Origin of the sequence: Campylobacter vulpis (assembly GCF_014217995.1) — a bacterium.
In the GTDB taxonomy this organism is placed as follows: domain Bacteria; phylum Campylobacterota; class Campylobacteria; order Campylobacterales; family Campylobacteraceae; genus Campylobacter_D; species Campylobacter_D vulpis.
The window spans coordinates 773,100-791,127 of the sequence record NZ_CP041617.1 but is presented as its reverse complement, the minus strand read 5'-3'; the positions used below and the strand labels follow the sequence as shown (position 1 = coordinate 791,127).

The window sequence follows — 18,028 nt, the reverse complement described above, 5'->3', positions numbered from 1 at the left end:
GGAATTTGTGCTACAATTTTTTTTATTTTCAAGGAGTTTTTATGTTAAAAAAATCTATTTTGACGCTTTTTTGTGCGTTGTCTTTTGCTTTTTCGCAAGATTTTATTACACTCAAAGGCAAAATCGAGGCGAAAAATACTCTCATTGAGGTTTTTTCTTATAAGTGTATCCACTGCTATAATCATCAAAGATTTGGCACTCTTGAGGCTTTGAAGGAGAAAATTCCAAATTTATCTTATGAAATTTATCCCATAAGTATAGCCGATGTGAAATTTGGCACACTTTTAAATGAACTTTTTGCTTATGCTATTTCTGCGGATAGAAAAAATCAAAAAGATGCAAGTTACCAAGACAGCCTAGCACATCGTTTAGCAAAGGCGTATTTTGAAAAATATTTTTTGATGAATAAAAAAGGGCAAGTCGTCGCTACAAAAGATTTTGAAGATGAAAAAAGCTTTTTACAAAATGGACTTAATGTGCTTAAAATCAGCGAAAAAGAACTAAAAAATTTTATCCAAACAAAAGAGGCTAAAGAGCTTTTGGAGCGTTTTGAGTGGGCTAATGAGGTCGCTAAAAACTATGGCACACCCGCTTTTATTGTCAATGGTAGCTATCAAATCAAGCCCGAGGCTATCGATTCTTTTGAAAGTTTGCTAAGAATAATAGAGGAATTGAAAAATAAGTAAGGCAATGCATTGCACTGCCTCTTAATTTAATAGCTAAATTCGCTATCTATGGCGATTTTAGAAATATCTTTTTTATGCTCTAGCTTTAAAAGCGGAGCCTTTTTATCCATACCTAAAACCTTGACTTTTTTACCATCGATAAGTAGAGCTACACCCTCAGGAAGAGCATAAACGATGGATTTTGGATTGAGGATTAAAAATTCCTCCAATCTTTCCTCCCTACTTTCGCCATTATGTCCCACAGGTTTTCCTGAAATAAAATGCGGATTGATTTGATATGGAAAGATATTGAAGGTATTAAAGGATTCAGGTTCTGCGATAGGCATATCGTTAGTTGTTTGCATAGTGGCACCTGCGACATTTGAGCCAGCCGACCAGCCCACATAAGGCACTCCCTCACTCACTCTTTTAGCAATTAATTTTACAAGATCATTTTTATAAAGCTGATTGACAAGCTCAAAAGTATTTCCGCCGCCTACAAAAATGGCGTCCGCATTTTTGACTATATCTGTGGCTTTACCCTTATGCACACTGATGATTTCTACGCCGAGGCTTTGCAGAGCTTTTTGCACTTGTGCCTCATATTCATCATAACTCTTTCTCACTCCAGCATAAGGGATAAAGGCGACTTTTTTGCCTTTGAGATTATTTTTTTCTACAAATTCTTTAAGCCAAGGAAGAGCGTGGTTTAAATAGCCCGTATTTTTATAACCAGAACTTGAAAGCAAAAGTGCTTTTTGTTTATCTTTTGGGAAGTTAAAGCCCTCCTTTGCACTTAGGCTAGAAACGCTAAGACATAAAGCCGCTAAAGATGCAACACCAATTTTAAGAAGCATTCTTCTTTTCATTTAATCTCCTTTAAAAATATTGACCTTTTCATTATAATTTTATTGATTTAAAATTTTGTAAATTTTAAAGATTTCGCACGATAAAACAACTTTTTTATTTTTTGTAGATTTTTCCTACAAATTTTTATATTTATTGATACTTAAATTCAAATAGCTCTTTTTATTTTAAGGGAGATTTTTAAAATATATATTTTCTCTTTGTTTAAAATCTGGCATATTTTCAAGCAAAAAAGCGTAAAATTCTTTGCCGTGATGAGGGAATTTTAAATGAGTGATTTCGTGCAAGATGACATATTCTATCGCTTTTATAGGCTTTTGCATAAGTTTTAGATTAAGGTTGATGTAGGCTTTTTGATGATTACACGAACCCCAACGCGTTTGCATAGTTTTTAAAGAAATTCTTTTAACCCTAAGTCCCGTTTTTCTTTGCCATTTTTTAAGATAAAAATTAAAAATAATCCTAGCATTTTTTCTTATAAAAATTTGCAAATGCTCTAAATTTGGCGTTTTTATCTCATTTTTGAAAAGCCTTGCCTTACTTAAATTTGGCTCTAAAATTACCTTAAATTTATGCCCCAAAAAGATTAATTCATCTTGTTTTTTTAAGGTTTTTTGATAGTTTTCATAAGCATTTTGAAGCCATTTTTCATTTTTTATTAAAAATTCTTCAAGTCTTTCTAGAGGGTAAAAATACGGCACACTTAGCTTAAATTTTCCCTCATTATCTATTCTTAAAATGAGATTTTTTACAGCTTTTTTAAAAATATAAATTTCAAAATGTCGCCAAATTATACGAGTGCTTTGCCTTGCCATTTTTTACTTTTCCACCTATACGCATTAACAAGCCCTCTTAAAAACTCATCAGCACAAAATCCAAGCCACACGCCCACTATCCCAAGTCCAGCATAAAAACACAAAATATAACCCACAGGTAAAGAAACGCCCATCATAAAAACAAGTCCGCTAAAAAATGGAAATTTCGCATCTCCACTTGCCCTTAGAGCATTAACCATCACAATATTAAAAGAGCGAAAAACTTCAAGAAAAATAGAAAGCGTAAAAAGCGGTATCATCAACTCTTTAAGCACATCTTCAAGTTTTAGCATACCCATAGTAAAATCCTGCAAAATGAAATTTAGCAAGGCTACCACCAAAGAAGCAACCAAACTAAGATATAAAGCGACCCAAGTATGCTTATAAGCGACATTAAAATACCTACCGCCGACAAGTTTGCCGATGATGATTTCATTAGCTACGCTTATGGCTTGACCAATAAGCATAATCATCATAGAAATTTGAAAATAAATCGTTTGAACGCTTAAATTTTCTTTACCCAAACTTGCCACAAAGGCAAAAGCTATGGTATATTGCACTATCCAAAGGAGATTTTCCCCAGCTGAAAAGCCGCCTATATTTAGAATTTTTTTAACAACCTCTTTCTCAAGGGTTATCATTTCGCGTAATTTTAGATGAATTTTAAGTTTAAAAATAAGTATAAGCAAAAGTGCCACTATGGCTAAAACACGCCCTATAATATTACTAAGCCCTACTCCAAAAAGCTCTAAGCTTGTATGATGTAAAACAATATAATTTCCAAGAATGATAAATCCGTCCATTAAAAGCGTTACAAGCATTACAAAAAAAGCGTGATTATACACCCTCACAACAGCTGCCATAACTATGCCAACAGCGTCAAAAAAGAGACAAATTGCAAGCGTATGTAAATAAATTTGACTATCTCTTAAAAGCTCATTGGGGATTTTAAGTAAAGTGAGTAGAAAATTTCCCTGCCATAAAATAAAAAGCATACAAAAAAAGCCCAAAAGTGCGTTTAAAAATAAACTTTGATGAATAACCTTTCTTGCCAAAATCAAATTTCTAGCACCCAAAGCCTGCGCGATGACTACGCTACAACCCACACTTAAAAAACTAAAAATGGTAATAAATAAATCTAAGATTTGATTTCCAGCACCCATAGCACCAACTAAGGAATTTGAATATTGAGAAACCATAACGGTGTTGATGATTAAAGAAAGATAGCGTAAAAACATCTCGCAAAATATCGGGACACTAAGCTGTTTTAAAGAGAGTTGCTTGCTCATTTGTTAAAATCCGTATTATTTAAATTTGTTTTGCAAAGTTTGAAATTTAATAAAAATTATAACAAATTTGATTAACTAACCCCCACAAAAAAGTGGAGGTTATAAAGAGTGGATATAAACTAAAATTTTTTAAAACTTCTTCTTCTTCACATCTTCAAGGATATTTGTAGCGATGTCGCTTACTGTGTTAGAGATGATGGCACTTTCATTAGCAATTTCCACATTATCCTTGGTGGTTTGGTCTATTTGAGCCACACTTTCATTAATCTGTGTAATACCAGCAGTTTGTTCCTTAATGCTTTCTGCCATATCATTGATAGATTGAACAAGTAAGTTAGTATTTGCTTCTATCTCACTTAAAGACTTTTGCGTTCTTTCAGCGAGTTTTCTCACTTCATCAGCCACGACGGCAAAGCCTCTTCCGTGTTCCCCTGCTCTTGCTGCTTCAATAGCAGCATTAAGGGCTAGAAGATTGATTTGGTCAGCTATATCACCTATAATGCCTGTAACATTTTTAATCTCTTCACTTTGAGTAATCACATCACTGGTTTTTTGAGAGACATTTTGCATAGAGGAGGTAATCTCTTCTAAAGCAGCAGCAGTTTCTTCTAAAGAAGCAGCTTGAGAATTTGAGCTTGAAGTTAAATTTTGCACAGCGTTTTGAAGTTTGGAGCTTTCATTGGCTAAAGAATTTGCAAAATCAGAACTTTGTTTAAGCATTTTGATGATTTCTTCGCCTAGGGCATTAGTGGTTACTTCTACACTACCTGTGGCATTTTCTATTTTGTTTCTAAAATCTAAGCTTTTAAATTCTTCAAAGATAGAGTGGATTTTATTCATATCTTTACCCACTTTAGTTTGTAAGACATCAAGGAGATTATTAAGCACACTTTTAAGTTCTATGAGTTGTGGGTTTCTAGGATTAGCTGTGATTCTTGCTGTTAAATCTCCGTTTTCAACTATGCCTACTGTGGTAACACTTTCTTTAACAGCTTGTTTATCTTGGTCTAAGCCTTCTTTGGTGGCTTGAATGTTTTGGTTAATGGCGGCTGCCATTTGACCAATCTCGTCATTTGCTCTAGGTTTTAAATTTGCTGGCAGTTGATCGCTTTCAAAATTAATATATTTAAAAAAGGAGTATAAATGCTCGGATACATTGACAATTCTTCTTGTAATGTGAAATTTCACATAATACAAAATCGTAACAATCACCACAAGCAAACTAACCAAAGAAGTGATGATAATGCCAAGAAGAAGATTATAAAAAGGTTGGTAAATGCTTTTTGTAGGAGCTAGAGTAACCATAGTAAAAATGCTATTAGAATTTGCGATTTTGAAAGGTTGCACTCCAGCCATATATTCATCATCTAAATAATCATAAGCATAAATACCTCTTTCGTTATTTATTGAAGCGTTGAGGATATTTTGCCCCCTTTCATCTGTGTTGATATCTTTTAAATTTTTACCCACAAATTCTTCGTTGGAGTGTAAAAATATCACCCCATCTTGAGTCATTAAAAATCTCCTATCACCTTCAAAAATACTGCGTCTTGAGTGCAATAAATCTTCGCTTAAAGCTTGTATATTATATAAAATGCCTAGCGTTCCCATTTTTTGTTTATGGGAATTGAGTATGTTAAAGCTAAAATTAATGGTAAAAATATTTTTATCTTTAATTTGCACATTAAAAGGTTTGGATATAAGCATTTTATCATCATTATTGTTAGCATTTTGATTGAGTATATTTTTAAGATGATTATCCATTGTTTCACCAACTCCATCTCTTGCGATGTAAGATTGAGAATTAGGCAAAACGATGTAGGCATATTCTATAAATTTCGATGAGCCTGATAGAGCTTCTAAAACATCTAGCAATTCTCTTTGACTTAATTCCCCGCGTTCTAAAGCCGCACTAAGTCTATTAACGGCAAATTCGGTAGTTTCGCTTACTTGATTGACATAGCCTTCGACCTTATTGACATTTCTTGCGGTTGCATTAGCAATTAAAAGATGTGCCTCCTTGCTTAAAACCTGATAGCTTTGATAAGAAACAATGAGGGTCAAAAAGAAAATAACTAAAAAGACACAACAAAGAACAATGGCGATAATTTTAGTCCCCAGTTTAAAATTATTTAGCATTATGGTAACTCCTGTTTTAGATTTAAAAAAATTGGATTTTACCAAAAAAAAAAAAAACAAATTCTTAAAATAAAATTAAAATGAGATTTTTTTTGTCTTAATGGCATAAAATTAAGATAAGCCCACAAAATACGGGGCTTAATAAGAGAAATTTAAGCTAAATACTATTTTTTCTTAGGGCGAAAGATTTTAATGACTTCTTCATTATTTTCTATATATGCACCGCCTATTAAATCTATGCAGTAAGGTATAGCCGGAAAAACAGGCTCTAAGCACTCTTTTATGGCTTTTGGATTACCCGGGAGATTTAAAATAAAGCTTTTGCCACGAATGCCCGCACTCTGTCTTGAAAGTATGGCTGTGGGGACAAATTTAAGACTTTCTTGCCTCATAAGCTCACCAAAACCCGGCATCATCTTATCGCAAACCGCTTCAGTAGCTTCTGGCGTTACATCTCTAAGTGCTGGTCCTGTGCCTCCACTTGTAATGATCAAATCACATCTTTTTTCATCACTTAAAAGGATAAGCTTTTTAATAATCTCATCATAATCATCGGCAATTAATTCTTTATGAAAAATGATTTCATTTTTAATGTAAGATCTTAGCACTCTTTCCACCTCACAAGTAGCTTTATCCTCGTAAATTCCGCTACTTGCCCTATCACTTAGGGTTAAAATTCCTATGTTAATAATATCCATTTTTTCTCCTTTTATAACCAGCCTTTTTTCTTAAAAACATACACGGGAACGATGATAGAGATTATCATCACGCCAAGCACCATAGGGTAAGCATAAAGCATTTCAAGTTCGGGCATAAATTTGAAATTCATTCCATAAATTGTTCCAATTAAAGTCGGCGGCATCATCGCCACAGTAGCAACCGTGAAAAGTTTAATCGTTCTATTTTGCTCGATGTTAATTTGTCCTGTGAGTATGGTTTGAATATTATCCAAGATATTAAACTGCGAAACGCTAAATTCAACGAGAGAATTCAAGTCTTTTAAAACTATGGTTAGATTTTGCTTAATATCTTTATCGATTTTGTCACTTTTTAAAAGTGAAGTCATCGCACGGCGTTTATCAAAAAGAGAATCGCGAACACGCATATTTAAATCCTGCAAATTTGAAATGTCCTTTAATAGCTCATCATACCCGCCCTCATTTTTCTTTTCTAAAATACTACTTCTTAAACGCCTCGCCTCTTTATCAATCCACTCTAGCAAGTCCGCATCCTTTTCCACACGCACTTCGAACATTTTATCGATAATATCAAAACCATCTTCGAAATTTTTAGGACTTGCTAAAATACGGGTTTGAATTTCATTAAAAGTGCTAAAATCGCTATAACGCACGGTAAAAAGGATATTTTTAGCCGTAGCAAAGGTGATGATTTCTGTGTGAAGGTTGAGATTTTTCTCATCATCAAGCTTTAAGCCTTTCATTAAAAAATGCGCATTGATTGTAATGCTAGTGCTATCCTCCCAATATTTGGCACTTAGCTCTATCTCACCTCTTTCCTCCTCGCTTGGAAATTGCAAGTTAAAATGCGAAGAAATAAAGCTAATCTCATCAGGCTTTGGGTGTAATAAATCTATCCAAAGGATATTTTGTGGCAAAGCTCCGCTTTTAAAGTCAAATTCTAGCCTCTTCACTAAGGCGTCTGGGGTTTTTGTGTAAATATAGAGCATTAAATTCCTTTAAAAAATAATGGTTTTATTTTTATGGATAAATATTCTATCCTCAAAAACTAAATCTAAGGCGTGAGAAAGAACATTTTTTTCTACATTTCTTCCTGCTTCTTGCATTTGCTTCCAACTAAATTCGTGATTGATATTAATCACATCTTGAGTGATGATGGGACCCTCATCTAAATTATTATTAACAAAATGTGCAGTCGCTCCTATAATTTTAACCCCTCTTTCAAAAGCTTGTTTGTAAGGATTTGCACCGATGAAAGCAGGTAAAAATGAGTGATGAATATTAATAATTCTACCTTCAAAATGTCGCACAAAATTTGGACTTAAAATTCGCATATATTTAGCTAAAACTAAATAATCAAATTGATAATTTTCAAGGCACTCAAGCACCCTACCCTCTTGCTCCTCGCGGCTTGTATTTTCAGCACTGATGAGATGATAAGGGATATTAAATTTATCAACCAAGTCTTTTAATTCATTATGATTAGAAATCACAGCTTTAATGTTTGCTTCAAGCTCATTACTATAATGGCGTATGAGTAAATCCCCCAAACAATGACTTTCTTTAGTGGCAAAAATGACAATATCTTTTTTTCTTTTTTCGTGAAGTTCTATTAACGCTCCCTCTCCAAGCATAGCTTCAAGTGTTCCCACAAAGGCTTTTGGCTCAAATTCTCCCTCTAAAAGTGCACGGAAAAAAAACATCTCTTCACCGACAAATTCATCGTTTTTAATAATATTAATATGATATTTAAAAATCACATCAGCAATTCTATAAATAAGCCCCTTAGCATCTTTTGTGCAAATTTTTAAGACATAGTGCATTTTAATCCCTCTAAATAAGCTATCATTTCTTTTTCTTTTTCACTTTCGAGTTTTAAGCCTAGCATTTTACCAGAAATTCCTTGTTTTAGATAAGTTTGAGCTTGAATTTGGCTATAAAATTTCTCCTCATAAACCCCTAAAAATTTAGCTCTTTCAATACGCTTTTTATCCCAAAGCCCTAGCCAAGATTTAAGTGGCATTAAAGAAGCAATTTTTAAAAGCTCCAAATCACTTATCTCTTTTTTAAAAAAAGGCTGAGAGGCTTTATTTAAAAGCTTTTTTTTAAGCTTAGTTTTTTTGCAAAATGGCTCTTTAATGTTAAAATAATTAAGATAAAGATATAAAAATAAAGCCTCATCTTTGACAAATTTCCCAGCATTTTCTAATAATTTTAAAAAATTATCATCATCAAATTCTACACCAAAAAGCTTTTTTTCCAGCCCTAAATCCTGCAAAGTTTTATAAGCTAAAGCTAAATGCTCCCCTTTAAAAAATTTATAAAGCTCAGCATTAATTCTATCCTCGCTTAAATCGCTTATATCCATATCTTGCATTAATTTTAAGCTTTGAGGAGCTAGATGAAAATTAAAGCGAGAGACAAAGCCCACAGCCCTTAGAACCCTAAGACTATCCTCCATAAAACTTTTATCATCAATATGCCTTAAAATTCCGCTTTTTAAATCTTTAAATCCGCCATAAAAATCCAAAAGCTCACCGCTAAAAATATTAATCATCAAAGCATTGAGAGTAAAATCACGCCTCTTAGCCGCCAAAGCCTCATCGTTGCAAAGTTGGACTTCAAAGCCCTTATGACCGGGGGCATTTTTGTTTTCCGTTCTAGCTAAAGCTAAATCATAATTTTGAAATTTATAGACAAAAAAGCTTTTTCCATAGCCATTTGCACCAAGTTTTTGCATTAAAAGGTCGAATTTTTCAGGACTTATATCATAAACTTCTATATCAAAATCCCTAAGTTCAAGCCCTAAAAAAAAGTCCCTCACACTCCCCCCGACCAAATAGGCTCTTTGAGTATGAGGGCGTAAAAAATCGCTTATAAATTGAAGCTTATTTATTAAGCCTATCTTCGATATTTGCAAGTAAAAACTCTAAAAAATTAATCGTTAGCTCAAGTCTAGCGTCCAAATCTTCTTTTTTAGTATCATTAAGCCCCTCAAAAAGCACCAAAATACGCTCTTTTAGGTTTTTCAAAAAGATGTCTTCATTTAAACTTTGCACCTTAGCTATGATGTTAGGATTTAAAATTTCACTTTCTTCGACAAGCTCTTCTTTTAAAGGCTCTTCCTTCGTTTTGTCCTCATCGTTGATTTCTAAATTTTCTTGCTCCTCTTGAAATTTTGCCATTTGAATTTGCTCTAAAATGTCTTCTTGGCTTGTTTCTAAATTTTCATTTTCAAGCACCTCTATTTTAGCTTCATCTACTTCATTTTCTTTTTGATGCTCTTCTTCTTGCTCTTTTAAGCTTTTAAGTTGTCTTTCTTGCTCTTTGATTTGATGATGCACTTCATCAATCGTCTTTTTTGCTAAATCCTCTAAATTCATATTTTTATCAACCACCTTTTAAATTCGTTAATCTCTTCTTCGCTTTGCATAGTGAGAAAAAAATCAAGCATTTGTATGTTTAAATCCTTATTTTTAGAACGCAAACCACTCAACCTTCGAATAGCCACAATGGCATTTTCATTACTAGGATCATTTTTAAGTATCTTTTTATAAATTTCTAAAGCCTCGTTTTTAAGTCCCTGTGCTTCATAAATAGAGGCTTCTGTGATAGTATTTTTCATTATTTTCCTTGAAAAAATTTGAAATATTTTAGCACAAAGCTTTATTTTATTCAAGCAAAAAACTAAGGGCAATCCCAACGATACATAAGGCACTAAATTTTCCAATTTTATCCAAATGAGCATTCATAAAACGCTTAAAAACACTTCCGCCCAAAGCGTAAAGACTTAGGCAAGAAAATTCTATGCTAAGAATTAAACCCATAAGAAAAAATAAATTTAAATGAATAAAAGAGGGCAAAAGAGAAAGGAAAAAAATCCATACCTTTGGATTACTTACTGAAGTGATAAAGCCTTGCAGCATAAGATAAAAGCGGCGTTTTTTTGTGATTTTATCCTGTTTTATGCTTAATTTTGTTCGCCACAATTTAAAACCCATATAAAGCAAAAAAGCTATGCTAAAATATTTTAAAATTTGAAAAATAAACTCAAATTGTGATAGAAAATTTAAGCTCAAAATGCAAATTCCAACAGCCAAAGCAAGTCCTACCAACTGCCCCACCATAACCCATAAAGTCGCCCTATAACCCAAACTAAGTCCCAAAGAAAAGGCTAAAAGCATATTAAAACCTGGCAAAAGAGAAAGAGGCACAAGCGTAAGAAATAATAAAAAATATTCCACAAAAATCCTTATAATCTTAAGCAAATCATATAAAAAATCGTTCCTAAAATGATACTTAAAAGTGCATTTTTAAATTTAAGATGAAAAAGAAAGACAAAAACACAAGCTAAAATCATATCCAGCCCGTAAGGAGAATGCGTAAAATCTACTCCATAAAAAGTGTAAAAAAATAAAACGATAATAATGAGCAAAGGCATATTTTTCTGTATAAAAAGCAAATTTTGACTTTCTTTTTTGTGCTTAAAGAAAACATAGGGTAAAACTCTAGAAAGATAAGTGCCAAGAAAAGCCGCAAAAATCATCATTAAAATATATTTTTCAAACATACTTTTTCCCCAAAAAAAGTAAAGCAAGTCCCATACTTAAACAAAAAGCAAACATATATGCCTTATCGATGTAAAAAAGTGCGATGAGTGAAAGCAAAGTGGCAAAAAGAAGAATTTTAAATTTGGGATTTTGTTTATAAAGCTCATAAGCTAGGACGATAAAAAGTGCATTAAGAGAAAATTCTATCCCACTATAATCAATTTTAACATTTTGTTGAAACAAAAATCCAAGCAAAGAGCCTAAAATCCAATAGCTATGATTTAAGAAACAAATGGCAAAAATAAGTTGAGAATGCCCTTTTTGCTTTAAATTTTTTATCTGTCTTTTCTTAGAACTAATGATGGCAAAACTTTCATCAGTGAGTGCAAAAATGGCATAATGTTTTAAAAAATTCATCTTTTTAAATTCTTCTAGCAAGGATAAGGTGTAAAAAAAGTGCCTGAAATTGACTAAAAATGAGGTTAAGGCGACTTCTAAAAACCCTGCTCCAGCACTTATTAAAGCGACTAAGATAAACTGCCCTGCCCCAGCATAAACAATCACAGAGCTTAAAAGCACTTCATAAAAGCTAAATCCAGCACTTGAAGCTAAAATTCCAAAAGCCATTCCAAGAGGGATATAGCCCATTAAAACGGGCAGAGTAATCACTAAAAGTTTTTTCATTTGTTTCTAAAAAGGCTTTCTATATGCTTGCGTTTTTCTTCTTCTAGGCTAAAATTATTTTCTTGTTTTTGTGCTTTTTCTTGCTTGACATCGTTAAAATAATAATAATCTATGCCAAAAAGTAAAGTGATAATAAAAAGCAAGGGAAGTAAAAAAACCATTCGCACAACTTTCTTTAAATTTTAAAGAAAGAATTGTAGCGAAAATTTAAGACATTTTTTGAAAAACGCTGCCATTATAAATGACATTTTCGGCTTTTTCGTTTTTTTCTATACTCTCTATTGCACCGCTATTAAGTGCTTTTTGTATATCTTCATCTAAATCCTGATAAGAAAAGACCATATTAATGCTAATTAAATTTGGTAAAGCCTCAAGCTTTTTGTAGGCTTTAAGCTCACTATCTAAATTTTCACTCTCTATCACTACGATTAATTTATCTTTTTCTTTAAGTTCCACAGAGCAAAGCTCTATCTTAGCGATACTTTCGGCTAAAGTGTCAATCAGTTCTTCTTTGGCGACAATCAAAACGCTAGAAAGATTCATCACAAACTCCTCATCAAAATTACCTTGCCAAAACCAGAAATCAGCAAAGTGCTATCATCTAAAAATATAATAAATTCGCTCATCATATCCAAATTTTTAAATTGTTTTATGCTTTTTAAAGTGCTAGTTTCAAAAAGCTCCGTAATGCCACTATTATTATCACTAAAAGCAGCTAATTTTCCACTAGGACTTAAAGCACAAGCATAGATTAAAAAATCTTTTTGTAAAAAATTTTGCTCTTCTTTTCTCACCACACCTACACGCCTATCCGTGCCACAGCTTAAAATTACGCCATTTTTATAACTCACTTGATAAATATTATCCTTATGTATAGCATTATAATTTTTAAGAATTTGCCATTTTTCTAAATCAAAAAGCTCCACCTCTCCGCTTTCAAACCCAGCCACAAAACTCTTTTTATCTTCACTTAAAACAATGTCATTAAGACTAGAATGAGAAAATTTAAAGCTTTTTAATTCTTTAAAATCTAAATTTAAAAGTTTGACTTCAGAACCTATCAAACCAACAAGCAGGGTATTTTCATCGATAAAAAAGGCACGACTTACGCCTTCAAATTCAAGTTTTTTAGTTTGGATTAAATGATTATTTTCATAAATGCTTAAATTTTTACTACCAAAATCACCCTCACTTAAAACAAGCATTTTATTATTAAGCACATCAATATAATAAATTTTAGCTCCTAAAGTTTCATAATAATTTTGCACTTTTTCAAATTTAACAAAGGGTTCATTTAGAAAAAGGTATTCATTTTGCCCTTTTAAATTTTGTGTTTCTAGGATATAAATTTCCCCCTCATCTGTGCCTATATATAAGCTTTTTTCTTCAAGTTTTAAAGCAGTAACATTAGAATTTAGCTCGATTTTAAAACCCATAAGCTCCAAACTCAACACAAAAAGAAGGAGAAAATTTTTCATTATTTTACGCCCTCGTTCATCACATCAAGAAGATTTGATTTTTTCTTACTTGCTTCATTTTTAAATTCCGCTTTAAAGGTATTACCCACCAAAGGCTTAGCATCACTTTGTGCGACATGGCACTGAGTGCAATTATATCTTATCTCGCTAATCATATCGCCCGTTGGTTTATTTTTCCAAAAATCATAATAATGGCTTGCAGGAGCAGCGATAGCACCAACATCACTAGCAATAGCCTTATCGTGGCAAGTTAGGCAAGAATTACTCTCCTTTGTGATAGGGAGCATACCATCAAGATTATGTGAGATGAGTGGCGGAGCATTTTCAAAAGCTCTTTCTAAAAGAGCTGATTCTCCAGCACCTAAGCCACTATAATTAATATCGCTTAAAATAACGCTATTTTCATTGTTTAAATTCGCCTTTCTAAGTCCAATTTGCTCAGAACTTACCCCATTATTCATCGCACAAGCTGCTAAAAATAAAGCCGCCGCCGCAGAAACTAAGAAAATTTTATTTTTCATCTTTTTTCCTTAAATCAAAAATATTAAAACTCAAAGCATCATCGTTGCATACATCAATGCACCTACCACACCTTATACACTCGCCAGAATTCACACTTGCACTTTCTTTTCCTATCATCCAAAGCACTTGCTTTTCGGGGCAAACGCTCACGCAGTGATAACATTTAGTGCATTTACTTACCTTATGCTCAATTTTAAGCAAGGCAAAACGCGTCATTAAAGCATAAAAAGCTCCTAAAGGACATAAATGCGAACAGGTTGCTCTAGGACTTAAAAATGCGTCAATGCAAAAGATTACAAAAGCAACAAAAAGCCAAGAAGCTCCTCCAAAAATAATCCCTCTATGCACGATTCCTATATAAGAAATTCCTTCAAATACAGGCAAAGAAAGTGTGAAAGATAGGATTAAAACTAAGATTAAAAGATAATAACGCAAATTTTTGCTTAAAACCAAGCTTTTATTTGATTTAAATCCAAATTTCACTCTTACAAAAGCAGCAAAATCTGTAATTAAATTCACAGGACACACCCAAGCACAAAAAGCTCTACCCAAAAATACTCCATATAAAACAAGCACCACACAAGCTCCAAGCAAAGCCATAAAATCTATGCTAAAACTAGCAAGATAAATTTGAAGCACAGCAAAAGGATCGCTTAAAGGTATGGTAGAAAAAAGCTTAGATGAGCTTAAATCACCCTTTAAAATGAAGTCAAAGGCACTAAAAGCAAAAAGTGCTAAAATCAAAATTTGAACCACGCGTCTTAAAATGAGATATTTCACAACAAATCCTCCGCGTTTAGATAGTCTTTAGCCTTTTTATCATCAAGCTTTCTTTGTGTGCCAACATTTTTAAGCTTATTTTCATCTTGCTTATCCCAGCCTTTAACATAATGTGCTCCAGCTTTACCCAAAACATAGTTTCTTGGTAAAACGCGTATCGCTGCCTCTTCGGTAATGCAAGCTTTCTCGCAAAGCCCACAGCCCACGCAATACTCGTGATCAACCACAGGTAGTAAAAAAGCGTGTTTAGCGGTGCGTTCATTTCGCTTTGTTTCGATTTTTAAAGCTTTATCTATCAAAGGACAAGCCCTATAACACGCATCGCATTGTATGCCCCAGTGTGCCACACAAGAAGCACTATCGACTATGGCTATACCCATTTTAAGCTCTTTAACGCCATTTTCTTTTTTAAGATAATTTTTATCTAAAGCATCGGTTGGGCAATCTTTAATGCAAGGAATATCCTCGCAAAGATAACAAGGAATTTCACGCGGCTTGAAAAAAGGTGTGCCATTTGCGGGTGCATCTAGTAAAGAAGCAAGTTTTAGAGTATCGTAAGGACAGGCTTTCACGCATAATCCACAACGAATGCACTTACTCAAAAACCTCTCCTCATCTTCAGCACCCGGAGGACGCAAAAATACGCCCTCATCAGCCTTTAGGGCTAAAGTTGCTAAAAAACCTCCTCCAGCACAAAGGCACAAGCCCTTAAAGCTTTTGATGAAAAATTCCCTTCTGCTTTCCATCATCAAGCCTTAGTAATCTTTACCGCACATTTTTTAAAGTCTGTTTGCTTAGAAAGCGGACAAGTCGCATCAAGGGTTACTTTGTTAATATACACATTTTCATCAAACCACGGCACATAAACAAGCCCCTTAGGCGGTTTATTTCTTCCTCTCATATCAACTTTGGCTTTAACCTTACCGCGTCTTGATTCTACCCACACTAAATCGCCTTGCTCAAGCTTGAGTTTTTTACAATCTTCCTCGTTCATATAACAAAGTGCTTCAGGCACAGCACGGTAAAGCTCTGGCACACGCATAGTCATCGTTCCACTATGCCAATGCTCTAAAACCCTACCCGTAGAAAGCCAAAATGGATACTCCTCGCTTGGTCTTTCAGGTGCTTTCATAAAAGGTCTAAAGAAAATTTTAGCCTTATTTTTAATGCTAAATTTCTCTTCCGTTCTAGGTTCAAGTAAATCGCCTTTTTGTAAATTTTTATCAAAATCTCCATAGAAAGCAAAATCACTTTTTGGTGCAGCTTTTTTCGCATAATAATCAAATTTGGTATTAAATCTCCACTGGGTTTCTTTGCCATTTACCACAGGCCATCTTAATCCCCTTACTTGATGATAAGTGTTAAAGTCTGCTAAGTCGTGTCCGTGTCCTAAGCCAAATTTGCGGTATTCTTCCCAAAGATATTTCTGCACGAAAAAGCCATAGCCCTTAAATTCCTCTCCATCGCTACCGACAATTCTTCTTTCATCGCCATTGACTTCACTATTATCATAACCTTTAGCAATTTTATCATCAGCCTTAAATTTCTTAGCCTCCGCATTAGCAAAAAGCACATCATAAAGCGTATCTTCTTCGCTATATCCCATAGCCTTAGCTTCGTCTAAAACGCTTGGTAAATTTAATTTCTCATCGACTTTTTTCTCTCCCCAAACCTCTTTAAGTTTAAAGCGTTTTGCAAATTCCATTACCTGCCAAGTATCACTCATCGCCGCACCCACAGGCAAAACTTGCTGTCTCCAGTGCTGCGTTCTTCTTTCTGCGTTACCATAAGAACCCCATTTTTCATAAATCATCGCACTTGGCAAAATCAAATCCGCCACTTTCGCTGAAATTCCCGGATAACAATCGCTCACAACGATAAAATTATCCATATTACGCGCCGCTTCTATCCAGTGATTCGCATTAGCGGTATTTTGCCAAGGATTATTGACTTGAACCCAAGCAAATTTAATCTTGCCGTCTTCTAAATCACGCATAATTTTAAGATAAGGCGAACCCGGCTTTGGATTAATTGTCCCATTAGGAACTTTCCAAATTTTTTCAGAAATAGCCCTGTGTTTAGGATTAGCCACGACCATATCTGCTGGTAAGCGGTGTGAAAAAGTGCCAACCTCTCTAGCCGTGCCACAAGCTGAAGGCTGTCCTGTAAGTGAGAAAGCACCATTGCCCGGTTTTGCTTGTTTGCCTAGTAAAAAGTGTATCATATAAGCTTGTTCATTGACCCACGTGCCTCTTGTGTGCTGATTAAAACCCATAGTCCAAAAGCTCACAACTTTGCGATTTTTTTCTATATATAAATTTGCAAGCTCTTGCAATTTTTTCTTATAATCTTCCAAACTCTCATCATCATCGCCCTTAGAAACCTTAGCTACATAGTCTAAAGTATAAGGCTCAAGTGCCTTTTTAAAGTCCTCGAAAGAAATTTCCCAGTTTTTATCTGGCACATTTTGATGTGTCATTTTAAGCGTATCACCAGCCTTTACACCCAAATAAGAAAGAGCAGTCGCCTCCTCCTCATCTAAGATGATGCTATTTTCTTTCGCAACTATATCTTTTTCGCTTTTTTTGAATTTGGGGTGATTAGCATTTGCCCTCATACCATAACCTATATCGGCATATCCTGTCGCAAAAACGCAGTGATTTTTAATAAAATCTTTATCCATAGCCTCAGGGTGATTATAAACAATTTCTCTCGCTATGAAATTTAAAATCGCTAAATCCGTGTTTGGTTTAAAAATAATTTCGCTATCAGCTATATGACTTGTGCGGTTTGAAAAGGTGCTAAGATTCACAACTTTAACCTTATCTAAATTACTTAGCTTTCTATCACTTACCCTAGACCATAAAATAGGGTGCATTTCAGCCATATTAGCTCCCCAAGTAATGATAGTATCGGTTAGCTCTATATCGTCATAACAGCCTGATGGCTCATCAACGCCGAAAGTTTGCATAAAGCCTACAACAGCTGAAGCCATACAATGCCTTGCATTTGGGTCGATATTATTTGTTCTAAAACCAGCCTTTGCAAGTTTAACAGTCGCATAACCTTCTTGAATGGTATATTGCCCACTACCAAAAATTCCAACGCCAGTAACTCCAAGCTCATTGTAAGCTTTTTTAAATTGCTTTTCCATCTCATCAAAAGCTCTTTGCCACGAAACTTGCTGAAATTTACCTTTTTTGTCAAATTCTCCCTTGCTATTGACACGAAGTAAAGGCATTACAAGGCGGTCTTCACCATACATAATTTTAGCATTGAAATAACCCTTAATGCAGTTAAGCCCACGATTTACAGGAGCAACAGGGTCTCCTTTAATAGCGACTATTTTTCCATCTTTTCTAGCCACCATAATTCCACAGCCCGTTCCGCAAAATCGGCATACAGATTTATCCCATTGCCATTCTTCCTTAGGTGCAGCCATTAAAGAAGTTGGCATACTGATACCTGCGACACTTGCAGCACTTGCAATTGCCGTATTTTTGATAAAATCCCTTCTATTCATTTTTTTCCTTTCAAGGTA

General features: G+C 34.1%; 21 protein-coding genes. 1 reads left to right on the top strand and 20 read right to left on the bottom strand.

The annotated features are described in order from the left end of the window. Positions 1 to 41 precede the first annotated feature (41 nt). Complete coding sequence (locus tag CVULP_RS04015) at positions 42 to 686, top strand: thioredoxin domain-containing protein (RefSeq protein WP_099462117.1); 645 nt, start codon at positions 42 to 44, stop codon at positions 684 to 686. A 26-nt stretch (positions 687 to 712) separates the two neighbouring features. On the opposite strand, the gene pepE is transcribed toward CVULP_RS04015, so the two are convergent. From pepE to napA, 20 genes are all read right to left on the bottom strand, one after another. After that, complete coding sequence (gene pepE, locus CVULP_RS04010; RefSeq protein WP_099462115.1) at positions 713 to 1,534, bottom strand: dipeptidase PepE; 822 nt, start codon at positions 1,532 to 1,534, stop codon at positions 713 to 715. Between the two features lie 165 nt (positions 1,535 to 1,699). Beyond that, on the bottom strand, positions 1,700 to 2,347 hold the full coding sequence (locus CVULP_RS04005) for a M48 family metallopeptidase (RefSeq protein ID WP_099506979.1): 648 nt from the start codon (positions 2,345 to 2,347) through the stop codon (positions 1,700 to 1,702). Then, complete coding sequence (locus tag CVULP_RS04000; RefSeq protein WP_099462111.1) at positions 2,323 to 3,636, bottom strand: MATE family efflux transporter; 1,314 nt, start codon at positions 3,634 to 3,636, stop codon at positions 2,323 to 2,325. Before CVULP_RS04000 ends, CVULP_RS04005 begins: the two co-directional genes overlap by 25 nt. Positions 3,637 to 3,765: 129 nt before the next feature. Next, positions 3,766 to 5,775 carry a methyl-accepting chemotaxis protein gene (locus tag CVULP_RS03995; protein ID WP_265415691.1) on the bottom strand — a complete coding sequence of 670 codons (2,010 nt, stop codon included), beginning with the start codon at positions 5,773 to 5,775 and terminating at the stop codon, positions 3,766 to 3,768. Positions 5,776 to 5,939: 164 nt separating this feature from the next. Beyond that, entirely contained in the window at positions 5,940 to 6,473 is a 534-nt protein-coding gene (gene mog, locus CVULP_RS03990) for a molybdopterin adenylyltransferase (protein ID WP_099507322.1), read from the bottom strand. Positions 6,474 to 6,484: 11 nt separating this feature from the next. Further along, positions 6,485 to 7,462 (bottom strand): magnesium/cobalt transporter CorA, encoded by a 978-nt coding sequence (gene corA / locus CVULP_RS03985; protein WP_099461946.1) that lies wholly within the window; start codon positions 7,460 to 7,462, stop codon positions 6,485 to 6,487. A gap of 9 nt (positions 7,463 to 7,471) precedes the next feature. Beyond that, complete coding sequence (purU, locus tag CVULP_RS03980) at positions 7,472 to 8,296, bottom strand: formyltetrahydrofolate deformylase (protein WP_004277284.1); 825 nt, start codon at positions 8,294 to 8,296, stop codon at positions 7,472 to 7,474. Then, positions 8,281 to 9,393, bottom strand: coding sequence for a tRNA nucleotidyltransferase/poly(A) polymerase family protein (locus CVULP_RS03975; protein ID WP_099507321.1), 1,113 nt, complete (start codon positions 9,391 to 9,393; stop codon positions 8,281 to 8,283). Before CVULP_RS03975 ends, purU begins: the two co-directional genes overlap by 16 nt. Beyond that, positions 9,362 to 9,856 (bottom strand): effector protein CiaD, encoded by a 495-nt coding sequence (gene ciaD, locus CVULP_RS03970; RefSeq protein WP_099507320.1) that lies wholly within the window; start codon positions 9,854 to 9,856, stop codon positions 9,362 to 9,364. Before ciaD ends, CVULP_RS03975 begins: the two co-directional genes overlap by 32 nt. After that, the gene (locus CVULP_RS03965) at positions 9,853 to 10,101 is read right to left on the bottom strand and encodes a hypothetical protein (RefSeq protein WP_099462039.1); all 249 of its coding nucleotides are present in this window, start codon (positions 10,099 to 10,101) and stop codon (positions 9,853 to 9,855) included. The genes ciaD and CVULP_RS03965 overlap by 4 nt, the downstream gene beginning before the upstream one ends. Before the next feature lie 43 nt (positions 10,102 to 10,144). Next, a complete protein-coding gene (locus CVULP_RS03960; protein WP_099461955.1) occupies positions 10,145 to 10,717 on the bottom strand; it encodes a LysE family translocator in 573 nt (190 codons plus the stop codon). Positions 10,718 to 10,725: 8 nt separating this feature from the next. Next, a complete protein-coding gene (locus tag CVULP_RS03955; protein WP_099461957.1) occupies positions 10,726 to 11,043 on the bottom strand; it encodes a branched-chain amino acid transporter permease in 318 nt (105 codons plus the stop codon). Then, positions 11,036 to 11,707, bottom strand: coding sequence for an AzlC family ABC transporter permease (locus CVULP_RS03950; RefSeq protein ID WP_099507319.1), 672 nt, complete (start codon positions 11,705 to 11,707; stop codon positions 11,036 to 11,038). Before CVULP_RS03950 ends, CVULP_RS03955 begins: the two co-directional genes overlap by 8 nt. After that, positions 11,704 to 11,868: a hypothetical protein gene (locus CVULP_RS03945; RefSeq protein ID WP_099507318.1), complete on the bottom strand. Its 165-nt coding sequence runs from the start codon at positions 11,866 to 11,868 to the stop codon at positions 11,704 to 11,706. The genes CVULP_RS03950 and CVULP_RS03945 overlap by 4 nt, the downstream gene beginning before the upstream one ends. Before the next feature lie 46 nt (positions 11,869 to 11,914). Next, the gene (locus CVULP_RS03940) at positions 11,915 to 12,250 is read right to left on the bottom strand and encodes a chaperone NapD (RefSeq protein ID WP_099461963.1); all 336 of its coding nucleotides are present in this window, start codon (positions 12,248 to 12,250) and stop codon (positions 11,915 to 11,917) included. Further along, positions 12,250 to 13,185, bottom strand: coding sequence for a WD40 repeat domain-containing protein (locus tag CVULP_RS03935; RefSeq protein ID WP_099461966.1), 936 nt, complete (start codon positions 13,183 to 13,185; stop codon positions 12,250 to 12,252). Before CVULP_RS03935 ends, CVULP_RS03940 begins: the two co-directional genes overlap by 1 nt. Beyond that, a complete protein-coding gene (locus tag CVULP_RS03930) occupies positions 13,185 to 13,706 on the bottom strand; it encodes a nitrate reductase cytochrome c-type subunit (protein WP_099507317.1) in 522 nt (173 codons plus the stop codon). Before CVULP_RS03930 ends, CVULP_RS03935 begins: the two co-directional genes overlap by 1 nt. Further along, on the bottom strand, positions 13,696 to 14,487 hold the full coding sequence (napH, locus tag CVULP_RS03925; RefSeq protein WP_099507316.1) for a quinol dehydrogenase ferredoxin subunit NapH: 792 nt from the start codon (positions 14,485 to 14,487) through the stop codon (positions 13,696 to 13,698). The genes CVULP_RS03930 and napH overlap by 11 nt, the downstream gene beginning before the upstream one ends. Beyond that, positions 14,484 to 15,233, bottom strand: a complete 750-nt coding sequence (gene napG, locus CVULP_RS03920) for a ferredoxin-type protein NapG (protein ID WP_099461974.1) — start codon at positions 15,231 to 15,233, stop codon at positions 14,484 to 14,486. Before napG ends, napH begins: the two co-directional genes overlap by 4 nt. 2 nt (positions 15,234 to 15,235) lie before the next feature. After that, positions 15,236 to 18,010 carry a periplasmic nitrate reductase subunit alpha gene (gene napA / locus CVULP_RS03915; protein WP_099507315.1) on the bottom strand — a complete coding sequence of 925 codons (2,775 nt, stop codon included), beginning with the start codon at positions 18,008 to 18,010 and terminating at the stop codon, positions 15,236 to 15,238. Positions 18,011 to 18,028 lie beyond the last annotated feature (18 nt).

Excerpts from the sequence above, each read along its gene's own strand:
- CVULP_RS04005 (WP_099506979.1), bottom strand. The coding sequence starts at position 2,347 with ATGGCAAGGCAAAGCACTCGTATAATTTGGCGACATTTTGAAATTTAT.
- corA (WP_099461946.1), bottom strand. The coding sequence starts at position 7,462 with ATGCTCTATATTTACACAAAAACCCCAGACGCCTTAGTGAAGAGGCTA.
- CVULP_RS03945 (WP_099507318.1), bottom strand. The coding sequence starts at position 11,868 with ATGGTTTTTTTACTTCCCTTGCTTTTTATTATCACTTTACTTTTTGGC.
- CVULP_RS04015 (WP_099462117.1), top strand. The coding sequence starts at position 42 with ATGTTAAAAAAATCTATTTTGACGCTTTTTTGTGCGTTGTCTTTTGCT.
- napG (WP_099461974.1), bottom strand. The coding sequence starts at position 15,233 with ATGGAAAGCAGAAGGGAATTTTTCATCAAAAGCTTTAAGGGCTTGTGC.
- pepE (WP_099462115.1), bottom strand. The coding sequence starts at position 1,534 with ATGAAAAGAAGAATGCTTCTTAAAATTGGTGTTGCATCTTTAGCGGCT.
- CVULP_RS03995 (WP_265415691.1), bottom strand. The coding sequence starts at position 5,775 with ATGCTAAATAATTTTAAACTGGGGACTAAAATTATCGCCATTGTTCTT.
- CVULP_RS03930 (WP_099507317.1), bottom strand. The coding sequence starts at position 13,706 with ATGAAAAATAAAATTTTCTTAGTTTCTGCGGCGGCGGCTTTATTTTTA.
- CVULP_RS03950 (WP_099507319.1), bottom strand. The coding sequence starts at position 11,707 with ATGAAAAAACTTTTAGTGATTACTCTGCCCGTTTTAATGGGCTATATC.
- CVULP_RS04000 (WP_099462111.1), bottom strand. The coding sequence starts at position 3,636 with ATGAGCAAGCAACTCTCTTTAAAACAGCTTAGTGTCCCGATATTTTGC.
- napA (WP_099507315.1), bottom strand. The coding sequence starts at position 18,010 with ATGAATAGAAGGGATTTTATCAAAAATACGGCAATTGCAAGTGCTGCA.
- CVULP_RS03955 (WP_099461957.1), bottom strand. The coding sequence starts at position 11,043 with ATGTTTGAAAAATATATTTTAATGATGATTTTTGCGGCTTTTCTTGGC.
- CVULP_RS03935 (WP_099461966.1), bottom strand. The coding sequence starts at position 13,185 with ATGAAAAATTTTCTCCTTCTTTTTGTGTTGAGTTTGGAGCTTATGGGT.
- purU (WP_004277284.1), bottom strand. The coding sequence starts at position 8,296 with ATGCACTATGTCTTAAAAATTTGCACAAAAGATGCTAAGGGGCTTATT.
- ciaD (WP_099507320.1), bottom strand. The coding sequence starts at position 9,856 with ATGAATTTAGAGGATTTAGCAAAAAAGACGATTGATGAAGTGCATCAT.
- mog (WP_099507322.1), bottom strand. The coding sequence starts at position 6,473 with ATGGATATTATTAACATAGGAATTTTAACCCTAAGTGATAGGGCAAGT.
- CVULP_RS03940 (WP_099461963.1), bottom strand. The coding sequence starts at position 12,250 with ATGAATCTTTCTAGCGTTTTGATTGTCGCCAAAGAAGAACTGATTGAC.